Consider the following 18888-nt stretch of genomic DNA (forward strand, 5'->3'; position numbering starts at 1 on the left):
CGCTACCGCAACGGTGCGCGAGCGCATCGGACGCTAGACGCGGAGAGGCCGCACCCCGCGGGGTGCGGCCTCCCAATGCGTTCGCTTCAGATGTTCGCGGCGATGTCGCGGCGGTAGTAGCCGCCTTCGAGCTTGATGCCCTCGGTGAGGGCGTACGCCTCCTGGCGGGCCTGGGCGACGGACTTGCCGGTGCCGACGCAGCCGAGGACCCGGCCGCCGGTGGCGATGAGCTGGCCGGAGGCGTCGAGGGCCGTGCCGGCGTGGAGGACGCCGTCGGCTTCGGCGCCGTACAGGGGACGGCCCGTGACGGGCGTGCCCGGATAGCCCTCGTTCGCGATCACGACGCACACCGCCGCGCCCTCGCGCCACCACAGCGACCCGAAGTCGGCGAGCTTTCCGGTGGCCGCCGCGTACAGGAGCTGCCCGAGCGGGGTCTCCAGCAGCGCGAGCACCGCCTGGATCTCCGGGTCGCCGAAGCGGGCGTTGAACTCGACGACCTTGAGGCCCTTCGACGTCAGCGCCAGACCGCAGTACAGGGTCCCGACGAACGGGATGCCGCGCCCGGCGAGCTCGGCCAGGGTCGGCTCGGCGACGCGCTCCATGACCTCGGCGACCAGGTCGTCCGGGGCCCACGGCAGCGGCGTGTACGCGCCCATGCCGCCGGTGTTCGGGCCGGTCCCGCCCTCGCCGATGCGCTTGAAATCCTGCGCGGGCAGCATCGGCTTCGCGCTCGTGCCGTCGCAGACGACGAACAGGGACACCTCGGGGCCGTCGAGGTACTCCTCGATGACGACGCGCTCGCAGTCGACGGCGTGGGCCAGCGCCTGCTCGCGGTCCTCGGTGACGACGACGCCCTTGCCGGCGGCGAGGCCGTCGTCCTTGACGACGTAGGGGGCGCCGAACTCGTCGAGGGCGGCCTCGGCCTCCTCGCGGGTGCGGCAGACGCGCGCGGCGGCGGTCGGCACGCCCGCGGCGGCCATGATCTCCTTCGCGAACGCCTTCGAGCCCTCGATCAATGCGGCCTGGCCGCTCGGCCCGTACACGGGGATGCCCTTGGCGCGGACCGCGTCCGCGACGCCGGCCACGAGCGGGGCCTCGGGGCCCACGATCACGAGGTCGGCTGCGGAGGTCACCGCCAGGGACGCCACCGAGGCGGGGTCGGTCTGGTTCACCGGCACGCAGTCGCCGAGTGCGGCCATGCCGGGGTTCCCCGGGGCGCAGATGAGCTTGGTGACGGATTCGTCCTCGGCCAGAGCCGCCGCGATGGCGTGCTCGCGGCCGCCGGAGCCGATCAGGAGTACTCGCACCCGGTCAGTTTACGGGGCGGATACGTGCTGGTTAACCGGTACGCCGAGTGTCACCGATTACTGGGCGCGGGACGCGCGCCTCGGAACCGCCCATTCCCTCTTTCGGGGGACAGGGGCGTCTCGGGGCTTCGTTTGTGTCGCACCCGCGCGCCAGGATCGGACTATCTTCCCCGGGGTGGGTGGGGGCTCGGGATGGCAATACCTCTATCCCACCCACCCGCCCTCCGGGCGGCGCACGTGCTGACCGCCTCCTGCCCCGACCGCCTCCCGGCACGCAGCGAGGGCGGCGGTCCCACAGCCCCGCGGTGGCCGTGGAGCGCGACTGCCGCGCTGCGCGCGGCGCGACTCCGCATGGAAGCGGACCCAAGCGGACCCCAGTGCACATGCCCCGCCCGTCCGTCGGTCCCCGTCATTCATGCATGACCGAGAACGCCGGGTCCGTGATGTGAACAGGGCCCGGACCAGCTGCACTCGTCGTGCATGCGTGAACGCTCGATGCCATCATTGGCGCGTGACTGCGAATGTGCTCGCCGAGCGTTACGCCTCCGCGCCGATGCGCGACATCTGGGACCCCGTCGGGAAGATCAAGGCCGAGCGGCGGCTGTGGCTGGCCGTGCTCCGCGCGCAGCACGACCTCGGCGTCACCGTGCCCGACGGTGTGATCGCTGACTACGAGCGGGTCCTGGACCAGGTCAACCTGGAGTCCATCGCCGTGCGCGAGCGCGTCACGAAGCACGACGTGAAGGCCCGCATCGAGGAGTTCTCCGACCTCGCCGGCCACCAGCACATCCACAAGGGCATGACCAGCCGCGACCTCACCGAGAACGTCGAGCAGATGCAGGTCCGCCAGGCTCTCGAGCTCGTCCGGGACCGGCTCGTGGCCGCGCTCGTGCGCCTCGCCGCCCGCGCCGAGCAGTACCGCGATCTCGTCATGGCCGGGCGCAGCCACAACGTGCCCGCCCAGGCCACGACCCTCGGGAAGCGCTTCGCGACATGGGCCGAGGAGCTCCTCGCCGCCTACGAGCGCATCGAGGACCTGCTGCGCCGCTACCCGCTGCGCGGCATCAAGGGCCCGGTCGGCACCGCCCAGGACATGCTCGACCTGTTCGGCGGCGACAACGCGAAGCTCGCCGAGCTCGAGCGCCGCATCGCCGGCCACCTCGGGTTCGAGCGGGTCATGGACTCGGTCGGCCAGGTCTACCCGCGCTCGCTCGACTACGAGGTCGGCACCGCGCTCGTGCAGGCCGTGGCGGCGCCGTCGTCCGCCGCCGTCACGATCCGGCTCATGGCCGGCGCCGAGCTCGCCACCGAAGGGTTCATGCCGGGCCAGGTCGGCTCGTCCGCGATGCCGCACAAGATGAACACCCGCTCCTCCGAGCGCGTCAACGGCCTCGCGGTCGTGGCCCGCGGCTACGCGGCGATGCTCGGCGAGCTCGCCGGGGACCAGTGGAACGAAGGGGACGTCTCGTGCTCGGTGGTCCGGCGCGTCGCCCTCCCGGACCTCTTCTACGCCGTCGACGGGCTCTATGAGACATTCCTCACCATCCTCGACAACTTCGGCGCGTACCCGGCCGTCATCGGTGCCGAACTCGACCGCTACCTCCCCTTCCTGACGTCCACAAAGGTCCTCATGGAGGCCATCAAGCAGGGCGCCGGCCGCGAAGACGCGCACGAGGCCATCAAGGAGCACGCCGTCGCCGTGGCCCGCGCCATGCGCGAGGACGGCCAGCGCGGCAACGACCTGTTCGACCGCCTCGCCGCCGACCCGCGCCTCCCCCTCGACCGGGCCGGCCTCGGCGCGCTCGTCGCGAATACGGGTGAATTCACCGGCGCCGCAGGAGATCAGGTGGACCGTGTCGCCGAAAGGGTGGCGGAAGCGGCGAAAGCGCACCCCGAAGCGGCCGCCTACCGGCCCGGCGGGATCCTCTGACGGGCTGTGACCTGGCACCGTCCCCGTAACGCGGCGCTGGCCCAGGTCACTACCGGTGAATATGCTGGTCCTGTCCCGTCCATGTGACCGACAGGAGTGCGACCGTGGCCCGTGTAGTGGTCGACGTGATGCTGAAGTCCGAAATCCTCGACCCCCAGGGCGAGGCCGTCCTCGGGGCGCTGCCCCGCCTCGGCGTCACCGATGTGGCGTCGGTGCGGATCGGCAAGCGCGTCGAGATCGAGTTCGACGAGAACGCCCAGAACGTCGAGGAGCAGTCGCGTGTCATCGCCGACCAGCTCCTGGCCAACCCCGTCATCGAGAGCTTCACCGTCTCGGTGCAGCCCGACGCCGTCGAGGCGGCATGAGCGCGCGCATCGGGATCGTCACGTTCCCCGGCTCGCTCGACGACCGGGACGCCGCCCGCGCGGCGTACCTGGCCGGCGCCGAACCGGTCGCCCTGTGGCACGACGACGCCCACATCCACGGGGTCGACGCCGTCTACCTGCCCGGCGGGTTCTCCTACGGCGATGCGCTGCGCTGCGGCGCGATCGCCCGCTTCAGCCAGGTGATGGAGACCGTGAAGGCCGCCGCCGCCCAGGGGATGCCCGTCCTCGGCGTCTGCAACGGCTTCCAGGTCCTGTGCGAGTCGCACCTGCTGCCCGGCGCGCTCGTGCGCAACGCGCACCTGCGCTACCGCAACCGCCCCGCGCGCCTGCGCGTCGAGACCACCCGGACCGCGTGGACGAACGCGTACGCGCCGGACGCCGAGGTCGTCATGCCCGCCAAGCACGGCGAGGGCCGGTACGTCGCCGACGAGGCGACCCTCGACGCGCTCGAGCAGAACGGCCGGGTCGTCTTCCGGTACCTCGACAACCCGAACGGGTCGATGCGCGACATCGCCGGGATCGCGAACGAGGCCGGGAACGTCGTCGGCCTCATGCCCCACCCCGAGCACGCCGTCGAGGCGCTCACCGGGCCGTCGACCGACGGCCTCGGCATGATCGCCTCCGTCCTGGCCCACCTCAGCGAGGGAGCGAGACGATGAACCAGCTCAACGTCGCCGTGGACACCGTCGGCGTCGCCGACGCGACCCCGGACGAGAAGCAGCCCTGGGCCGAACTGGGCCTCAAAGAGGACGAGTACCAGCGGATCCGCGAGATCCTCGGCCGCCGCCCCACCCAGTCCGAGCTCGCCATGTACTCGATCATGTGGTCGGAGCACTGCTCGTACAAGTCGAGCAGGGTGCACCTGCGGCAATTCGGCGAGAAGAACCCGCGGACCCCGCGCCTCCTGGCCGGGATCGGCGAGAACGCCGGCGTCGTCGCCATCGATGACAACATCGCCGTCACGTTCAAGGTCGAGTCGCACAACCACCCGTCGTACGTCGAGCCCAAGCAGGGCGCGGCCACCGGCGTCGGCGGCATCATCCGCGACATCATCGCGATGGGCGCCCGCCCGATCGCCGTCATGGACTCGCTGCGGTTCGGCGCCATCGACCACCCCGACACCGCCCGGGTCCTCCCGGGCGTCGTCGACGGCATCGGCCACTACGGCAACTGCGTGGGCCTGCCGAACATCGGCGGCGAGACCTTCTTCGACCCGTGCTACCAGGGCAACCCGCTCGTCAACGCGCTCAGCGTCGGCGTCATGCCCCGCTCGCGCCTCCAGTCGATGCAGGCCAGCGGCACCGGGAACATCGTGATCCTGCTGGGCGCCAAGACCGGCCGCGACGGCATCGGCGGCGTGTCCGTTCTCGCCTCCGCGACGTTCTCGGAGTCCGGCGAGGACGACGCCCGCCCGTCCGTCCAGGTCGGCGACCCGTTCACCGAGAAGCTCCTCATCGAGGTGTGCCTCGAGCTGTTCGACGCCGGACTCGTCGTCGGCGTCCAGGACCTCGGCGGCGCCGGCCTCACCTGCGCGCTCTCGGAGACCGCGGCCGCCGGCGACGGCGGCATGCACGTCGACCTCGAACTGGTCCCGCTGCGCGCCAAGGGCATGGAACCGCACGACATCCTCGCGTCCGAGTCGCAGGAGCGGATGCTCCTCATCGTCGACCCGGCCAAGGCCGACGAGGTCCTCGCCCGCGCCCGCCGCTGGGGCCTGCTCGCCACCGCGATCGGCACCGTCACCGACACCGGCCGCCTCGTCGTGGACTTCCACGGCCAGACCGTCGTCGACGTCCCGCCGAAGTCGCTCGCCGACGAGGGCCCGGTCTACCACCGGCCCATCGCCGAACCGAACGACCTCGCGCTCATCGCGGTCGACCGCGCCGAGACCCTGCCGCGCCCGACCACCGACGAGGAGATCCGCCAGACCGTCCTCGACATGGCCGCCAGCCCGAACCTGTGCGACAAGTCGTGGATCACCGAGCAGTACGACTCGTCGGTGTTCGGCAACACGGTCCTCGGCGCCCCGCACGACGCCGGCGTGGTCCGCCTCGACGAGCGCACCGGCGTCGGCATCGCGATCTCCCTCGACGGCAACGGCCGCTTCGCGCGGCTCGACCCGTACCACGGGGCGCAGCTCGCGCTGGCCGAGGCGTACCGGAACGTCGCCGTCACCGGCGCCACCCCGATCGCCGTCTCCGACTGCCTGAACTTCGGCTCCCCCGAGGACCCGCACGTGATGTGGCAGTTCGAGCGGGCCGTGACGGGCATCGCGGACGGATGCCAGAAGCTCGGCATCCCGGTCACCGGCGGCAACGTCTCGTTCTACAACCAGACCGGCCGCGAAGCGATCCACCCGACGCCCGTCATCGGCGTGCTCGGCGTGCTCGAGGACGTCGCCCGCCGCATCCCGCTCGGGCTCGGCCGCACCGGCGACACCATCGCGCTCATCGGCACCACCGGCGAGGAGCTCTCGGGCTCGGAGTGGGCCGCGGTCAAGCACGGCCACCTCGGCGGCGTCCCGCCGAAGGTCGACCTCGACCACGAGATGAAACTCGCCGACCTGCTCTCGCGGCTCGCCGAGACCGAGCAGCTCGCCGCGGCGCACGACCTCTCCGAGGGCGGGCTCGCGCAGGCGCTGGTCGAGGCGATCAGCCACTCGGGCATGGGTGCGCAGATCCTCCTCCCGGAGGGCGCGGACCCGTTCACGTACCTGTTCTCGGAGTCCTCGGGCCGGGTCCTCGTCGTCATCCCGCGCGGCCAGGAGCTCGCGGTGCGCAGCGCCTGCGAGTCCCGCGGCCTGCCGATCACGCCGCTGGGCGTGACCGACGCGAACACCGACGGCCTGCACCTGCGCGACCACTTCGACATCTCCCGCGCCGAGATCGACGCGGCCTGGAAGGGCCGCATCGGAGCCCGGCTCGGCGAGTAGCCGCGCACCGCACGACCAGACGATCGCCCCGGCGCACCGCGCCGGGGCGATCGCCGTCGCGGCGCACGCCGAACGTCCGGCACCGGCCGGGGATGGACCCCCGGTTTCGACGCCAGCGCGGAGCACCTGAAGGGGAGCTGAAGCAGCGCACGCCGACTGCACTGAGGCCGACTGGGTGAGGGCCCCCGGTCTCGAACGTACCTGGGGACACCTGAAGGGGAGCTGAAGCAGCGCACGCCGACAGCGTCGAAGCCGGCCGGGAAAGGGCCCCCGGTCTCGAACGTACCCGGGGACACCTGAAGGGGAGCTGAAGCGGCTCCTATGCCTCGGCTTCACCGGCGAGGGGTTCGCCGCGGGGGCCGGTGAGCGGGAGTACGTCGGTGAGGTCGGCGCGCTGGCCGGAGGCCGAGACGCGGCCGGTGGCGACGGCGTCGGCGAAGGCGAGGCGGCCGGAGGCGAGCTCGACGAACACGACCGGTTGACACTCGATGACGTTCGGCGGCGTGCCGCGCCGGTGGCGAGGGCCTTCGACGCACTGCACCGCGCCGTACGGCGGCACCCGAACCTCTACGGAGTGACCTGGGGCTTTGGCGGCCAATGCGCGCAGCAGCTCCCGGACCGCGGCCTTGAGGGTCTCCCGGTCCGGGGCTTCGTCGTTGTCGATCGCCGCGATGGCATCGGCCACAGCATCCACGGAGAGACCTCCCGGTCACGTTAGACTGCCCGTTACGGCACGTTGCCGAACGGCGATGACCGCCGCCGAACGATCGCCCGCGGCACCGCCCGCACCCCGGTCCCGTAACCGAAATGAGACCAGGCATAGTGGCGACGACGGCCCGCTTCCGTGGGTTCGTCGTGCCTGCCCGCTGCGGACCGCCGCGGACCGGGCCTGAAAGCACATGCCCAGGAGGGGATGTAGATGACCGTAGCGGCCGAACCGAGCGGGACCCAGAGTAACGTCCCGCGGTCCCGGCGCAGGCGAGGGGGTGGCCTGCGCGCGCGCCTGGCCGGCCTCGCCGCGGCGGGCGGCGTCCTGCTGCTCGGAGTCCTCGCCTTCCCGCAGGCCGCGATGGCCCAGGGGCAGTTCACGGCGGCGATCAACAACCCGAACCCGTACATCGACATCGGCGGCGCCCCCGCGGCCGTGTCGGTGACGCTGAGCGCGGCGCACCAGGACCCGATGGGCAAGGACGCCGACGTCTCCGCGGAGCTCGGCGGGATCGGCGACTACGCCTACATCACGATCCAGGACGGCGGCGGCTGCACCGTCACCGGCGACGCCTCCGTCAAATGCGAGGACGTCCCCATGGGACAGTCCCGCACGATCACCTTCCTGATCAACCCCTACCCCGACTCCGACCTGCCCGAGGGCCAGCAGGAGATGGGCGAGTTCAAGGTCCGGTACAACGGCGGCGACACCTCCACGAACGTCACCGTCATGGGCCACGCCCAGAACGCGATCAGCCAGATCAGCGGCAAGGTCACCTCGAACGGCGAACCCGTCGCCGGCGCGAGCGTCGTCCTCGAGGACGGCGAGGGCAACGAGCACGAGACCGAGACCGGCGACGACGGCGGCTTCGCCATCACCGGCGACGGCAACCCGATCGCGCCCGGCGACATGACCATGACCATCTCGAAAGAGGGCTTCGAGGACAAGGTCGAGGAGTTCAGCGTCGAGTCCGGCGAGTTCACCCGGAACGTGACCCTCGCCCAGACCGAGACCGAGGAGTCCTCCGCGCCGGCGCCCACGACCGAGGCGGCGCCGAGCTCCGAGGAGCCCGCGAGCGCCGAGCCCGAAGAGGACGGCGGCATCTCCGGCACCCTGCTCTTCCTCATCATCATCGGCGCGCTGCTCGTCGTCGGCGGCATCGTCGGCATCGTGTTCCTGCTGCGCGGCGGCAAGGACGACAAGGACGACGACGGCGAGAGCTTCGCCCCCGACGGCCCGCCCGAGCACCAGCCCACCGCCGCCCAGGTCGGCACGCCCGGCGTCTACCAGGCCGGGCCCGCGCCCGGTTCGGACGCGCCGACGATGATCCACCCCGGCGGCCTCGTCGACTCCGCCGCCCCGACCCAGTTCGGTCCGGCGTACGGCGGCGACAGCGCCTCCACCCAGGTCATGCCGCAGGGCGGCTTCGGCGCCCCGCCCGCACCGGGCCCGGTCGGCCCGGACGGGACCACGATCCTCCCGGTCGTCAAGCAGCCCGGCGGCCCCGGCGCGTCCGACGCGACGCAGATCATGCCGCAGGCGAACCTGTCGAACCAGCCGCCCGCGGCCCCGCACGGCTCCTTCGGGGCCGACGCGACGCGCCCGCACCCGTCGCCGACCGGCGCCTTCGGGGCCGACCCGGCCGCGACCCGGCCCCACCCGGGGCCGACGCCCGGCGCGTTCTCCGACCCGAACGCGACCCGCCCGCACCCGGGGGCCACCCCCGCCGGCGCCTACTCGGACCCGGCCGGACGGCCTTCGCCGAGCCCGTACGGGGACCCCGGCGCCACCCGGCCGCACCCGGCGCCGACCCCGCCGCCCGCCGGCGGCATGTTCGAGCCGCAGAACCCGGGCATCGCCCCCGGCCCGCCGTCGGAGCCGCGCTACGGCTCCCCGAGCGCGCCGCCGGCGGGCGCACCGCAGTACGGCCCCGGATCCGCCGGCTTCGGCGGCCCGAGCCAGCCCGGCCAGGGCTACGGCTCGCACAGCGCCCCCGGCGCGCCCAGTGCGCCGCAGGAGCCGACGGGCTACCAGAGCCAGTCGATGCGCCGCGACCCGTACGCCCCGACCGAGCAGCCGGGCGGCACCCGCCCGATGCCCCAGTACGGCAGCCAGCCGCGGCCTCCGGCGCCCCACGGCGCCGAACCGGACGCCGACCCCGAGGACCCCGACTCGCGCCGCACCGAGCGCCGCGGCTGGGGCGAATGGGACGACCGCCCGCGCTCCTGGTAGCGGCCGGGCGACGACACGAACGGCACCGAACGCCGCCGCGGGCCCGCCCGCGGCGGCGTTCCGCTGCCTGTCACGCCTCCGGGTGATACGACCGCTGCGGGACCCGGATCCTGTCGGACCCGCGCGGGAGGATCGCACCTACTCTTCCCCGGGTGGGTGGGGGTTCGGGATGGCAATAACTCCTGCCCCACCCACCCGCCCTGCGGGCGGCGCACGCTCCGCCCGCCGCCCCGGCCCCGGCCCCCTCGGCCGGCAACCGCCTCGCCCGCGCCGGTGAAACCGGCCTCCCTGGGCGGAAAAGCCTGAAGTCTCACCCGGTCGGGGAGGGGTACGGCACACACCCGCGCTCGTTGGACGGTGGCGGCTTCCCGCAGGTCCGATAGACTGGCAGCAGCGGTCCGGACGAACCGGGCGGCGATTCTCCAGCCATCTGAGGAGTTGCAGTGGCCCGAGGTGACGGTCTTCTCACCACGGAACTCGATCCCGACAATCCAGGACCTCGCGACGCCTGCGGCGTCGTCGGCATCTGGGCCCCCGGGGAAGAGGTCTCGAAACTCACCTACTTCGGGCTCTACGCGCTGCAGCACCGCGGCCAGGAGGCCGCCGGCATCGCCGTATCGGACGGCGCCCGCACCGTCGTCTACAAGGACCTCGGGCTCGTCGCCCAGGTCTTCGACGAGTCCACCCTCGCGCCCCTCCAGGGCCACCTGGCCATCGGCCACGCCCGCTACTCCACCACCGGCGCCCCCACCTGGGAGAACTCCCAGCCCACCATCCGGTCCACCTCCACCGGCACCGCGATCGCCTTGGCGCACAACGGGAACCTGGTGAACACGGCCGACCTCCTGAAAGAGGTCGACCGGCTCGGCATCGACATGGGCACCACCACCTCCGACACGCACCTGATCACCGCGCTCCTCGCGGCCCGCCCCGACGAGTCCGTCGCCGCGGCCGCCGAGCGCGTCCTGCCGCAGCTTCGCGGCGCGTTCTGCCTCGTCTTCATGGACGAGAACACCCTCTACGCCGCCCGCGACCCGCAGGGCGTCCACCCGCTCGTCCTCGGCCGCCTCGCCTCCGGCTGGGCCGTCGCCTCCGAGACCGCCGCCCTCGACACCATCGGCGCCCACTTCGTGCGCGAGGTCGAACCCGGCGAGCTGCTCACCATCGACGAGCACGGCCTGCGCTCCACCCGCTTCGCGAACCCCGAGCCCAAGGGCTGCCTGTTCGAGTACGTCTACCTCGCCCGCCCCGACACGAAGCTCGCCGGCCGGAACGTCTACGCCACCCGCGTCGAGATCGGCCGCACCCTCGCCAAGGAGCACCCGGTCGAGGCCGACCTCGTCATCGGCGTGCCCGAGTCCGGCATCCCGGCCGCGATCGGCTTCGCCGAGCAGTCCGGCATCCCCTACGGGCAGGGCTTCACCAAGAACCAGTACGTGGGCCGCACCTTCATCCAGCCGTCGCAGTCCCTGCGCCAGCTCGGCATCCGCTTGAAGCTCAACCCGCTCGTGGACCAGATCAAGGGCAAGCGCCTGGTGATCGTCGACGACACGATCGTCCGCGGCAACACCCAGCGCGCCCTCGTCCGGATGCTCCGCGAGGCCGGGGCGGTCGAGGTCCACATCCGCATCTCCGCGCCGCCGGTCGAATGGCCCTGCTTCTACGGCATCGACTTCGCGACCCGCGCCGAGCTCATCGCCGGCTCCCTCGACGTGGACGGCATCCGCGCCCAGATCGGCGCCGACTCCCTCGGCTACGTGTCGATGGACGGCCTGGTCCGCGCCACCGAGCAGCCCGCGTCCCGGCTCTGCATGGCCTGCTTCGACGGGAACTACCCGATCGAGCTGCCCGCCGCCGATCTCATCGGCAAGCACCTCATGGAACCGCAGCCTTCGTCCGCCGCGTCTCATACACCCGTCCAGACACCTCGATCCACCGAAGCGAGCACGCAAGTGCGGGAAGGGACCACAGCGTGAGCAGCGGCACCACCTCTCAGAGGACCATCTCCTACCAGTCCGCCGGCGTCGACATCGACGCCGGCGACCGGGCGGTCGAGGCGCTGAAGCCCTCGATCCGCAAGACCACCCGGCCCGAGGTCGTCGGCGGGATCGGCGGCTTCGCCGGCCTGTTCGCGCTCGACACCGAGAAGTACAAGAAGCCGCTGCTGGCCTCCTCCACCGACGGCGTGGGCACCAAGCTCGTCATCGCGCAGAAGCTCGACATCCACGACACGGTCGGCATCGACCTGGTCGCGATGGTCGTCGACGACCTCGTCGTGTGCGGCGCCGAGCCGCTGTTCCTCCTGGACTACATCGCCACCGGGCAGGTCGTGCCCGAGAAGATCGCCGACATCGGCGCCGGGATCGCCGACGGCTGCCGCTACGCCGGCTGCTCCCTCATCGGCGGCGAGATCGCCGAGCACCCGGGCGTCATGAAGCCCGACGACTACGACATCTCCGCCACCGGCGTGGGCGTCGTCGAGGCCGACCAACTGCTCGGCCCCGACCGCGTCAAACCCGGCGACGTCGCGATCGCCATGCGCGCCTCCGGCCTCCACTCGAACGGCTTCTCACTGGTGCGCGAGGCCCTGTTCGGTGTCGGCAAGCTCGACCTCGGCACCGTGGTCCCCGAGTTCGCCACCGCCGAGCGCAGCCAGCGCACCCTCGGCGAGGAGCTGCTGACCCCCACCCACATCTACGCCAAGGACTGCCTCGAGCTCGCCAAGGAGTGCGATGTGCACGCCTTCGCGCACATCACCGGCGGCGGGCTCGCCGGCAACCTGGTCCGCTCGCTCCCCGAGGGCCTCCAGATCGAGGTCGACCGCGGCACCTGGACGCCGAACCCCGTGTTCGACGTCGTCCAGCAGACCGGCGGCATCTCGCTCGAGGAGATGGAGCGCACGTTCAACATGGGCGTCGGCATGGTCGCGGTCGTCGCGCCCGACCAGGTCGACCGGTCCCTCGCGGTGCTCACCGCCCGCCACGTCGAGGCGTGGACGATCGGCGAGGTCGCCGAGGGCGGCGCCGGCGTCAAGCTCTCCGGTGACTATCTGACTGCTGGTTAGGGATCTCCGGGTCCGTCTCCGCGAGTGCGGTCGGGCCCGGCTCCTGCGCCGCTTCGGCCGCCGCGGCGACCGCGTCGCGGTGCTGCTTCGCCTTGATGCTGAGCCACAGCCAGATCAGGCCGAGGGACGGCAGCACCGCCGCGGAGATCAGCGCCGGCACCAGGTGCAGCGTTGGTGTGAGCATGACGCCGACGATGAGCAGCACCGATATGAGGATGGTGCGCCTGGTCGCCGGGTCGAACACCTCGAGCGGGCCGAGCGGGATCGTGTGCCAGGGGACGCGTTTCGCGCAGCGGATGATGATGAGGCCCAGCAGGAATCCGGCCGGTTCGTCCGAGAGCCAGTGGTGCCCCAGGAACACCTGGGAGCAGAACACGATGATCGGCGGGGCGATCAGCAGCGACAGGCGCGCCCATTTCGGGAGCACCCCGCCGATGAGCATCACGATGAGGCCGAACAGCAGGATCGAGTTCACCGCGTGCCCGGAGGGGAACGCGGTCGCGTCGGGGATGGCGCCGCCGCCTTCGGGGTGGTAGGTGAACAGCAGGGGTCCTTCGGGGGAGACCTCGCGCAGCGCGAAGGGGTGCTGCGAGAGCGGCCGGCCCAGGAGGTGCTTCATGCCGAGGATCGAGGCGAGGGTGATGAACGAGAGCACGTACATCAGCAGGGGGCGGATCGACCGGGACCTGAGCGCGCACCAGATCGCGATGAGCAGCGTGACCGTCGCCACGGTGCGGGCCTGTCCGAGTTCGGCGCCCGCTTTCGCGAGGTCCCGCAGCCATATGGTGTCGTTGGCGTCGACCGCCCACATGCGCACCTCCCAGTCGAGGCGCACGAGCCACGACGGGTAGGTGACGAAGAACGCGAGGCCGAGGAAGCTGAGGAACATCAGCAGGTCGGGCCACCAGCTCTTCGGGCGCTTTCCGTAGGGTTCCCAGTCGAACCAGCCCACGGGGATGTACCGGCGCAGCGGCGTGATCACCTGCCGCACGAATGCGTCGTCGCTGACGGTGACGCCGCGGTCGGTGATGCTGTCGCTCCTGCGCGCGGTCGTCGACCGGTTCGATTCAGAAGACATATACGGATGTTCGCCGGTGAAAGTTAATTTTGATGCCGCCACACCCGAACTGGACCGAATTTGTTATCAGGTCGGTATATATGGTGTGGTTTGCGACGCAACGAGGGTGAGCTGCAACGGCGGGCAGCGATGCCGGTCACGTTGCAATCCTTTGCAAGCCGGGCTCATGACGCACTGTATCGGACGGCTCGAGGGGCGCCCTCGCGGCCGCGGCGACGCGAGTCCGGCTCCCCTGATTCCTGGCCCCGCCTCGCATCCCGAGGGGCGGTAGACGGCCGACGTGGCCGGTGTCACTCGCGGATGCGAAGAGCTGCAACTCGAACGGTGCCGCTTCCTTGCGGCGGGCGGCGCCCTCGGCGGGACGGCGTTCCCCACGGCCTGCTCAAGCGCCGGCAGAGGGTCCACAGGTGACTCCGGGTCGTTCGCGCATGACCGCGGCGAGGCGGTCGAACTGGACGGTCCCCCTGAGACGATCGCCGTGTTCGACGGCCTGGCCGCGGTGCTCGTCGACATGCTCGACGACCACGGCGCCGGAGGCCCGCGTCGACGGGGTCGAGGCGGACCGCGGCCTAGGAGGCCGCCGCGGGGAGCGGGAAGCGGACCCCGGTCAGTGTCTCGGAGACGTCCCACAGGCGTCGCGCCAGGGCGGGGTCCGTGGACGCCGGTACCGGCTGGACGACGACCGGGGCGCCCTTGCGTTCGCGCTTGCCGTCGGGGCCGATGTACTGGCCGCCTTCGGCTTCGGGGGCGGTGGCGGCGTAGAGCTGCGGGAGGGCGCCGTCGGCCGCCGACTGGGTGACGAGCGGCATGACCATCGTGCCGACGGTCCGGATCAGCGTGTTCGAGGCGCGCAGCAGACCGGTGGCGGAGAAGCCCGGGTGGGCGACGAGGCTCTTCGCGGGGCTGCCGGCGGCGCGGAAGCGGCGCTCGAGCTCCAGCCCGAAGAGCATGTTCGCGAACTTCGACTGCCCGTAGTACTTGATGGGCGCGTACCCGCGCTCGCCGGTGAGGTCGTCGAAGTGGATCCGCCCGTGCCGGTGCGCGAGGGACGAGACGGTGACCACGCGCGGGTCCGGGCCCTGGAACCGGTCGAGCAGGAGGCCGGTGAGGGCGAAGTGCCCGAGGTGGTTGGTGGCGAACTGCGACTCGTGGCCCTGCGGGCTGAGCGAGCGCGGCGGCGTCATGATCCCGGCGTTGTTGACCAGGACGTCGAGGCCGGAGTCGAAGGACTCGGCGAAGGCGCGCACCGAGTCGAGGTCGACGAGGTCGAGCTTGCGGACCTCCAGGTCGGCGCCCGGCACCTCGTCGGCGATCTGCGCCGCCGCGGCCTCGCCGGCCGCGGTGTTGCGCACCGCCATGACGACCCGCGCCCCGCGGCGCGCGACCGCCCTGGCGGTCTCGAGGCCGAGGCCCGAACCCGCACCCGTGACGAGGAAGACCCGTCCGGACTGGTCGGGGATGTCGGCGCTGCTCCATTTACGGCTCATGTCCGCTCCTTCGGTCGACTAAGATGAACCTGCCTTCACTATATAATGAACCTAGATTCAGGTTATGGCAAATGTGAAGCACCGCATATGATGCTTCGCGGACGAGAGGAGACCGGATGCCCGACGGACGGCCGCTGCGCGCCGACGCCGCCCGGAACCGCGCCAAGATCCTGGAGGCCGCGAACCGGCAGATCATCGCCCGCGGGCCCGAGGTGCCGATGGAGGCCATCGCCGAGGACGCCGGCGTCGCGGTCGGCACCCTCTACCGGCACTTCCCGACCAAGGACGACCTCGTCACCGCGGTGCTCCACGCCCACTTCGAGTCGATGGTCGCCGCCGCCGAGGCCGCCGCGGACCGCATCGAGGCGGGCGCCCCGGCCATCGACGAGTTCGCCGGGTTCTTCCGGTTCGTGCTGGAGCTGGCCGCTGGCAACATGGCGGTGAAGGCCGCCGCCCGCGCGCTCGGCGCCGACTGGGAGGAGGACCTCCTCCGCGGCCGCGGCCTCCAGGCCCTGGAACGCATCGTCGCGGCCGGGATCGACCGCGGCGACCTGCGCCCGGACATGACCCTCGACGACTGCTTCCTGTTCTTCGCCACCGCGCCGATCGACCAGCCCGCCCCCGTGCGCGAGCGCTGGTTCACCCTGATGCTGGACGGCTGCCGCGCGGACGCGGCCCGCCGCACCGGCTAGGTCAGTACGTCAAGGGCCCCTTGAGGACCGACAGCGCCGACGCGCGGTCGCCCTCCCACGCGAGCGACGGGTCGTCCTTGGACAGGCGGCCCCACAGCATGAGCAGGAGCGACCCGGCGGTGCCGTGGACGTCGGCCACCGGGTCGCCCGGGCCGTAGATCCACCAGTCGCCGGAGTCGGAGGCGTTGAACTTCACGCACGCGTCCGGCGGCCACGCCTTCCCGACCCCGACCATCTTGGGCGCCAGGACGTCCACGACCTCCGAGACGCCCGCGCCGGCCAGCTCCGGGTCGAGCGGGGCCGGGTCGCCGACGGCCTGCTGCGCGTCCCAGCGGTGCAGCATCGTCTCGACCGCGATCGACCGCTGCCAGTATCCGGCGTTCGGCGGCGTGTAATGCCCCCACGCGGGCGTGGCCGGGTCGACGTCGAGCGACATCACCAGGAGCTCGGCGGTGCCCTCGAGCCAGCGCAGGAGCTCCGCCCGGTCCTGCGGCGCCAGTGGCGGCGCGCCGTCCGGGGGCGTGTCGCCGCCGGACCACTCGGCCACGCACGCGGCCGTGAACAGGTTCGAGTGCCCCACCGCGCGCGCCAGCCCGGCGAGGTCGATCGGCTCCGAGAACTCCTCCCGGTACGCGATCGGCGCACCGAGGTCGCCCGAGGCGACGCACTCCCGGAACGCGTCCATCTCCCGCCGGAAACTCCGCAGATATGAGGCACCGTCCATGTCCTCAGCCTATCGGCGCACCGTGAGCGCCCCGGAACGGGAGCGCCGGCCCGGCCGCCGACGAGGTGCCCGAGCGTGTTCCGCTCCGACGCCGGGGCGCCGGACGGAACCGCGGACGCGCCGGCGGCGTCCTACCCGTGTCCATTCCATTTCGGATCCCGGAGGTCCCCATGCGACACCCCGTGTCGGTTCTCGGAGCGGTGGCGCGGTCCGGTGGCGCGGTCCGGCGGCGTGCGCGGCCGGGCCGTTCGGGGGTGCGGCTCCGCTGCGACGGGGCGCCGGTCGACCGGCGCCCCGCCGGTTCAGCGCACCAGGCGCAGGCCCTGCATGCCGCCGTCGACGGCGAGGCTGGTGCCGGTGACGGCCTTGTTGGCCGGGTCGGCGAGGTAGACGATCGCGGCGGCGACCTCCTCGGCGGTGACGAGGCGGCCGGTCGGCTGCCGGGCCTCGAGGCGGGCGCGCTCGGCGGCCGGGTCGTCGGCCTGGTCGAGCAGGCGCGCCACCCACGGCGTGTCCGCCGTCCCGGGCGCGACGCAGTTGACGCGGATCCCTTCGGCCACATGGTCGGCGGCCATGGCGAGGGTGAGCGAGTGGACCGCGCCCTTCGACGCCGAGTAGAGGGCGCGCTTGACCAGGCCGGCCGAGGCGGCGATCGAGGAGGTGTTGACGATCGCGGCGTGCTCGGACTCGCGCAGGTGCGGCAGGCACGCGCGGGCGAGGCGGACCATGCCGAGGAGGTTCACGTCGAGGACCCGGAACCACTGCTTGTCGGAGTTGTCCTCGACCGAGCCGACCGCGCCGATCCCGGCGTTGTTGACCAGCACGTCGATCCGGCCGAAGTGCGCCGCGACGGCGGCGACGGCCTGGCGCACCTGGTGGTCGTCCGCGACGTCGCAGGTGTGCGACCAGTGGTCGGGGCTCGGGTTCAGGTCGAGGACGGCGACGTTCGCGCCGCGCTCGGCGAACGCCGCGGCCGCGGCCGCGCCGATGCCGGAGGCGCCGCCGGAGACCACCGCCGTGAGGCCCTCGAAACCGCTCATGCGTCTGCCCTCCATTCAGGACCGTTCGGGTAGGCGAAGCGCTGGAGGCTCTCCCGCTTCATCTCGGCCGAGAATCCGGGGGCGGTCGGCGCCCGGTAGCGGCCGTTCGCGATCACCGTCGGCGCGGCGAAGTGCTCGTGCAGGTGGTCGACGTACTCGATGACCCGGTCGTCGAGGGAGGCGCTCACCGAGGTGTAGTCGAACATGGACAGGTGGCAGACCAGTTCGCACAGGCCGACGCCGCCCGCGTGCGGGCAGACCGGGACGCCGAACTTCGCCGCCAGCAGCAGGATCGCGAGGTTCTCGTTGACCCCGGCGACGCGGGCGGCGTCCATCTGCAGGAAGTCGATCGCGCCGGCCTGCAGGAGCTGCTTGAACATGATCCGGTTGTGCACGTGCTCGCCGGTGGCGACCTTGACGTGCGGCGCGAGCCGCCTGCGGATCGCGGCGTGGCCGAGGACGTCGTCCGGGCTGGTCGGCTCCTCGACCCACCACGGGTCGAACTCGGCGAGGGCCTTGGTCCACTCGACGGCCTGGTCGACGTCCCAGCGCTGGTTCGCGTCGATCGCGATGCGGACGTCCGGCCCGACGGCGGCGCGGGCCGCGGCGAAGCGGCGCCGGTCGTCCTCCAGGTCGGCGCCGACCTTGAGCTTGATCTGCTGGTAGCCCTGGGCGACGGCTTCGCGGGCGAGGCGCACGACCTTCTCGTCCGAGTAGCCGAGCCAGCCCGGGGAGGTGGTGTACGCGGGGTAGCCGTCGCGCTCGACCTCGGCGACCCGCTCGGCCTTCCCGTCCTCGGCGGCGCGCAGGAGGTCCAGGGCCGCTTCAGGAGTGAGCGCGTCGGAGAGGTAGCGCCAGTCGATGCACGCGACGACCTCCTCGGGCGTGAGCGAGGACAGGTACTTCCACAGCGGGAGGCCGGCGCGGCGGGCGGCGAGGTCCCAGGCGGCGTTCACCAGGGCCGCGGCGGCCAGGTGCATGACGCCCTTCTCGGGGCCGAGCCAGCGGATCTGCGAGTCGTGGGTGAGCCGCTTGTACAGGTCGCCGAGGTCGGCGGGGCCGTGCACGTCGGTGCCGACGACGGCGTCGCCGAGGGTCGCGATGGCGGCGCAGCAGAGGTCGTTGCCGCGCCCGATGGTGAAGGTGAACCCGTGGCCCTCGTGGCCGTCGTCGGCGTGGAGGACCACGTACGCGGCGGAGTAGTCGGGGTCGGGGTTCATCGCGTCCGAGCCGTCGAGGCTGCGCGAGGTGGGGAAGCGGACGTCGACGACGTCCACGGTCGTGATGGTCACCGCGGGCTCCGGTGC

At 72.2% G+C, this 18888-nt stretch carries 15 protein-coding genes; 8 read left to right on the forward strand and 7 right to left on the reverse strand.

Annotated elements, in window-relative coordinates; translation table 11 throughout:
- Window positions 1–86: 86 nt before the first annotated feature.
- Window positions 87–1307 carry a phosphoribosylamine--glycine ligase gene (purD, locus tag GFD30_RS14555; RefSeq protein WP_322633247.1) on the reverse strand — a complete coding sequence of 407 codons (1221 nt, stop codon included), beginning with the start codon at window positions 1305–1307 and terminating at the stop codon, window positions 87–89.
- A 511-nt stretch (window positions 1308–1818) separates the two neighbouring features.
- On the opposite strand from purD, the gene purB reads away from it, so the two are divergent.
- From purB to purL, 4 genes are all read left to right on the forward strand, one after another.
- Complete coding sequence (gene purB, locus GFD30_RS14560) at window positions 1819–3237, forward strand: adenylosuccinate lyase (protein ID WP_322633248.1); 1419 nt, start codon at window positions 1819–1821, stop codon at window positions 3235–3237.
- Window positions 3238–3341: 104 nt separating this feature from the next.
- A complete protein-coding gene (gene purS, locus GFD30_RS14565) occupies window positions 3342–3602 on the forward strand; it encodes a phosphoribosylformylglycinamidine synthase subunit PurS (RefSeq protein WP_322633249.1) in 261 nt (86 codons plus the stop codon).
- A complete protein-coding gene (gene purQ, locus GFD30_RS14570) occupies window positions 3599–4282 on the forward strand; it encodes a phosphoribosylformylglycinamidine synthase subunit PurQ (RefSeq protein ID WP_153025935.1) in 684 nt (227 codons plus the stop codon). The genes purS and purQ overlap by 4 nt, the downstream gene beginning before the upstream one ends.
- Complete coding sequence (gene purL, locus GFD30_RS14575; protein WP_153025936.1) at window positions 4279–6555, forward strand: phosphoribosylformylglycinamidine synthase subunit PurL; 2277 nt, start codon at window positions 4279–4281, stop codon at window positions 6553–6555. The genes purQ and purL overlap by 4 nt, the downstream gene beginning before the upstream one ends.
- A 319-nt stretch (window positions 6556–6874) precedes the next feature.
- On the opposite strand, the gene GFD30_RS14580 is transcribed toward purL, so the two are convergent.
- Complete coding sequence (locus GFD30_RS14580; RefSeq protein ID WP_322633250.1) at window positions 6875–7240, reverse strand: sterol carrier family protein; 366 nt, start codon at window positions 7238–7240, stop codon at window positions 6875–6877.
- 234 nt (window positions 7241–7474) lie between these two features.
- On the opposite strand from GFD30_RS14580, the gene GFD30_RS14585 reads away from it, so the two are divergent.
- The 3 genes from GFD30_RS14585 to purM all read left to right on the forward strand — a co-directional run bounded on the left by GFD30_RS14585 (window position 7475) and on the right by purM (window position 12560).
- Complete coding sequence (locus GFD30_RS14585; RefSeq protein WP_153025937.1) at window positions 7475–9496, forward strand: carboxypeptidase regulatory-like domain-containing protein; 2022 nt, start codon at window positions 7475–7477, stop codon at window positions 9494–9496.
- 443 nt (window positions 9497–9939) lie between these two features.
- Window positions 9940–11472 (forward strand): amidophosphoribosyltransferase, encoded by a 1533-nt coding sequence (purF, locus tag GFD30_RS14590; protein ID WP_322633251.1) that lies wholly within the window; start codon window positions 9940–9942, stop codon window positions 11470–11472.
- Window positions 11469–12560 (forward strand): phosphoribosylformylglycinamidine cyclo-ligase, encoded by a 1092-nt coding sequence (gene purM / locus GFD30_RS14595; RefSeq protein ID WP_322633252.1) that lies wholly within the window; start codon window positions 11469–11471, stop codon window positions 12558–12560. The genes purF and purM overlap by 4 nt, the downstream gene beginning before the upstream one ends.
- Here the strand turns inward: purM and GFD30_RS14600 are convergent.
- Window positions 12526–13638, reverse strand: a complete 1113-nt coding sequence (locus GFD30_RS14600; RefSeq protein WP_153025938.1) for a phosphatase PAP2 family protein — start codon at window positions 13636–13638, stop codon at window positions 12526–12528. The genes purM and GFD30_RS14600 overlap by 35 nt on opposite strands.
- A gap of 569 nt (window positions 13639–14207) precedes the next feature.
- Entirely contained in the window at window positions 14208–15125 is a 918-nt protein-coding gene (locus tag GFD30_RS14605; protein ID WP_153025939.1) for an oxidoreductase, read from the reverse strand.
- Window positions 15126–15241: 116 nt separating this feature from the next.
- Here GFD30_RS14605 and GFD30_RS14610 point away from each other — a divergent pair, with 116 nt between their 5' ends.
- Window positions 15242–15817, forward strand: coding sequence for a TetR/AcrR family transcriptional regulator (locus tag GFD30_RS14610; protein WP_153025940.1), 576 nt, complete (start codon window positions 15242–15244; stop codon window positions 15815–15817).
- A 1-nt stretch (window position 15818) separates the two neighbouring features.
- Here GFD30_RS14610 and GFD30_RS14615 read toward each other — a convergent pair whose 3' ends face one another.
- From GFD30_RS14615 to GFD30_RS14625, 3 genes are all read right to left on the reverse strand, one after another.
- Window positions 15819–16541 (reverse strand): maleylpyruvate isomerase family mycothiol-dependent enzyme, encoded by a 723-nt coding sequence (locus GFD30_RS14615; RefSeq protein ID WP_153025941.1) that lies wholly within the window; start codon window positions 16539–16541, stop codon window positions 15819–15821.
- Window positions 16542–16843: 302 nt separating this feature from the next.
- Window positions 16844–17581 carry an SDR family NAD(P)-dependent oxidoreductase gene (locus GFD30_RS14620; RefSeq protein WP_153025942.1) on the reverse strand — a complete coding sequence of 246 codons (738 nt, stop codon included), beginning with the start codon at window positions 17579–17581 and terminating at the stop codon, window positions 16844–16846.
- Window positions 17578–18873 (reverse strand): enolase C-terminal domain-like protein, encoded by a 1296-nt coding sequence (locus tag GFD30_RS14625; RefSeq protein ID WP_322633253.1) that lies wholly within the window; start codon window positions 18871–18873, stop codon window positions 17578–17580. Before GFD30_RS14625 ends, GFD30_RS14620 begins: the two co-directional genes overlap by 4 nt.
- Window positions 18874–18888 lie beyond the last annotated feature (15 nt).

It is taken from the genome of Glycomyces albidus, from assembly GCF_009451885.1.
Lineage (GTDB): Bacteria > Actinomycetota > Actinomycetes > Mycobacteriales > Micromonosporaceae > Glycomyces > Glycomyces albidus.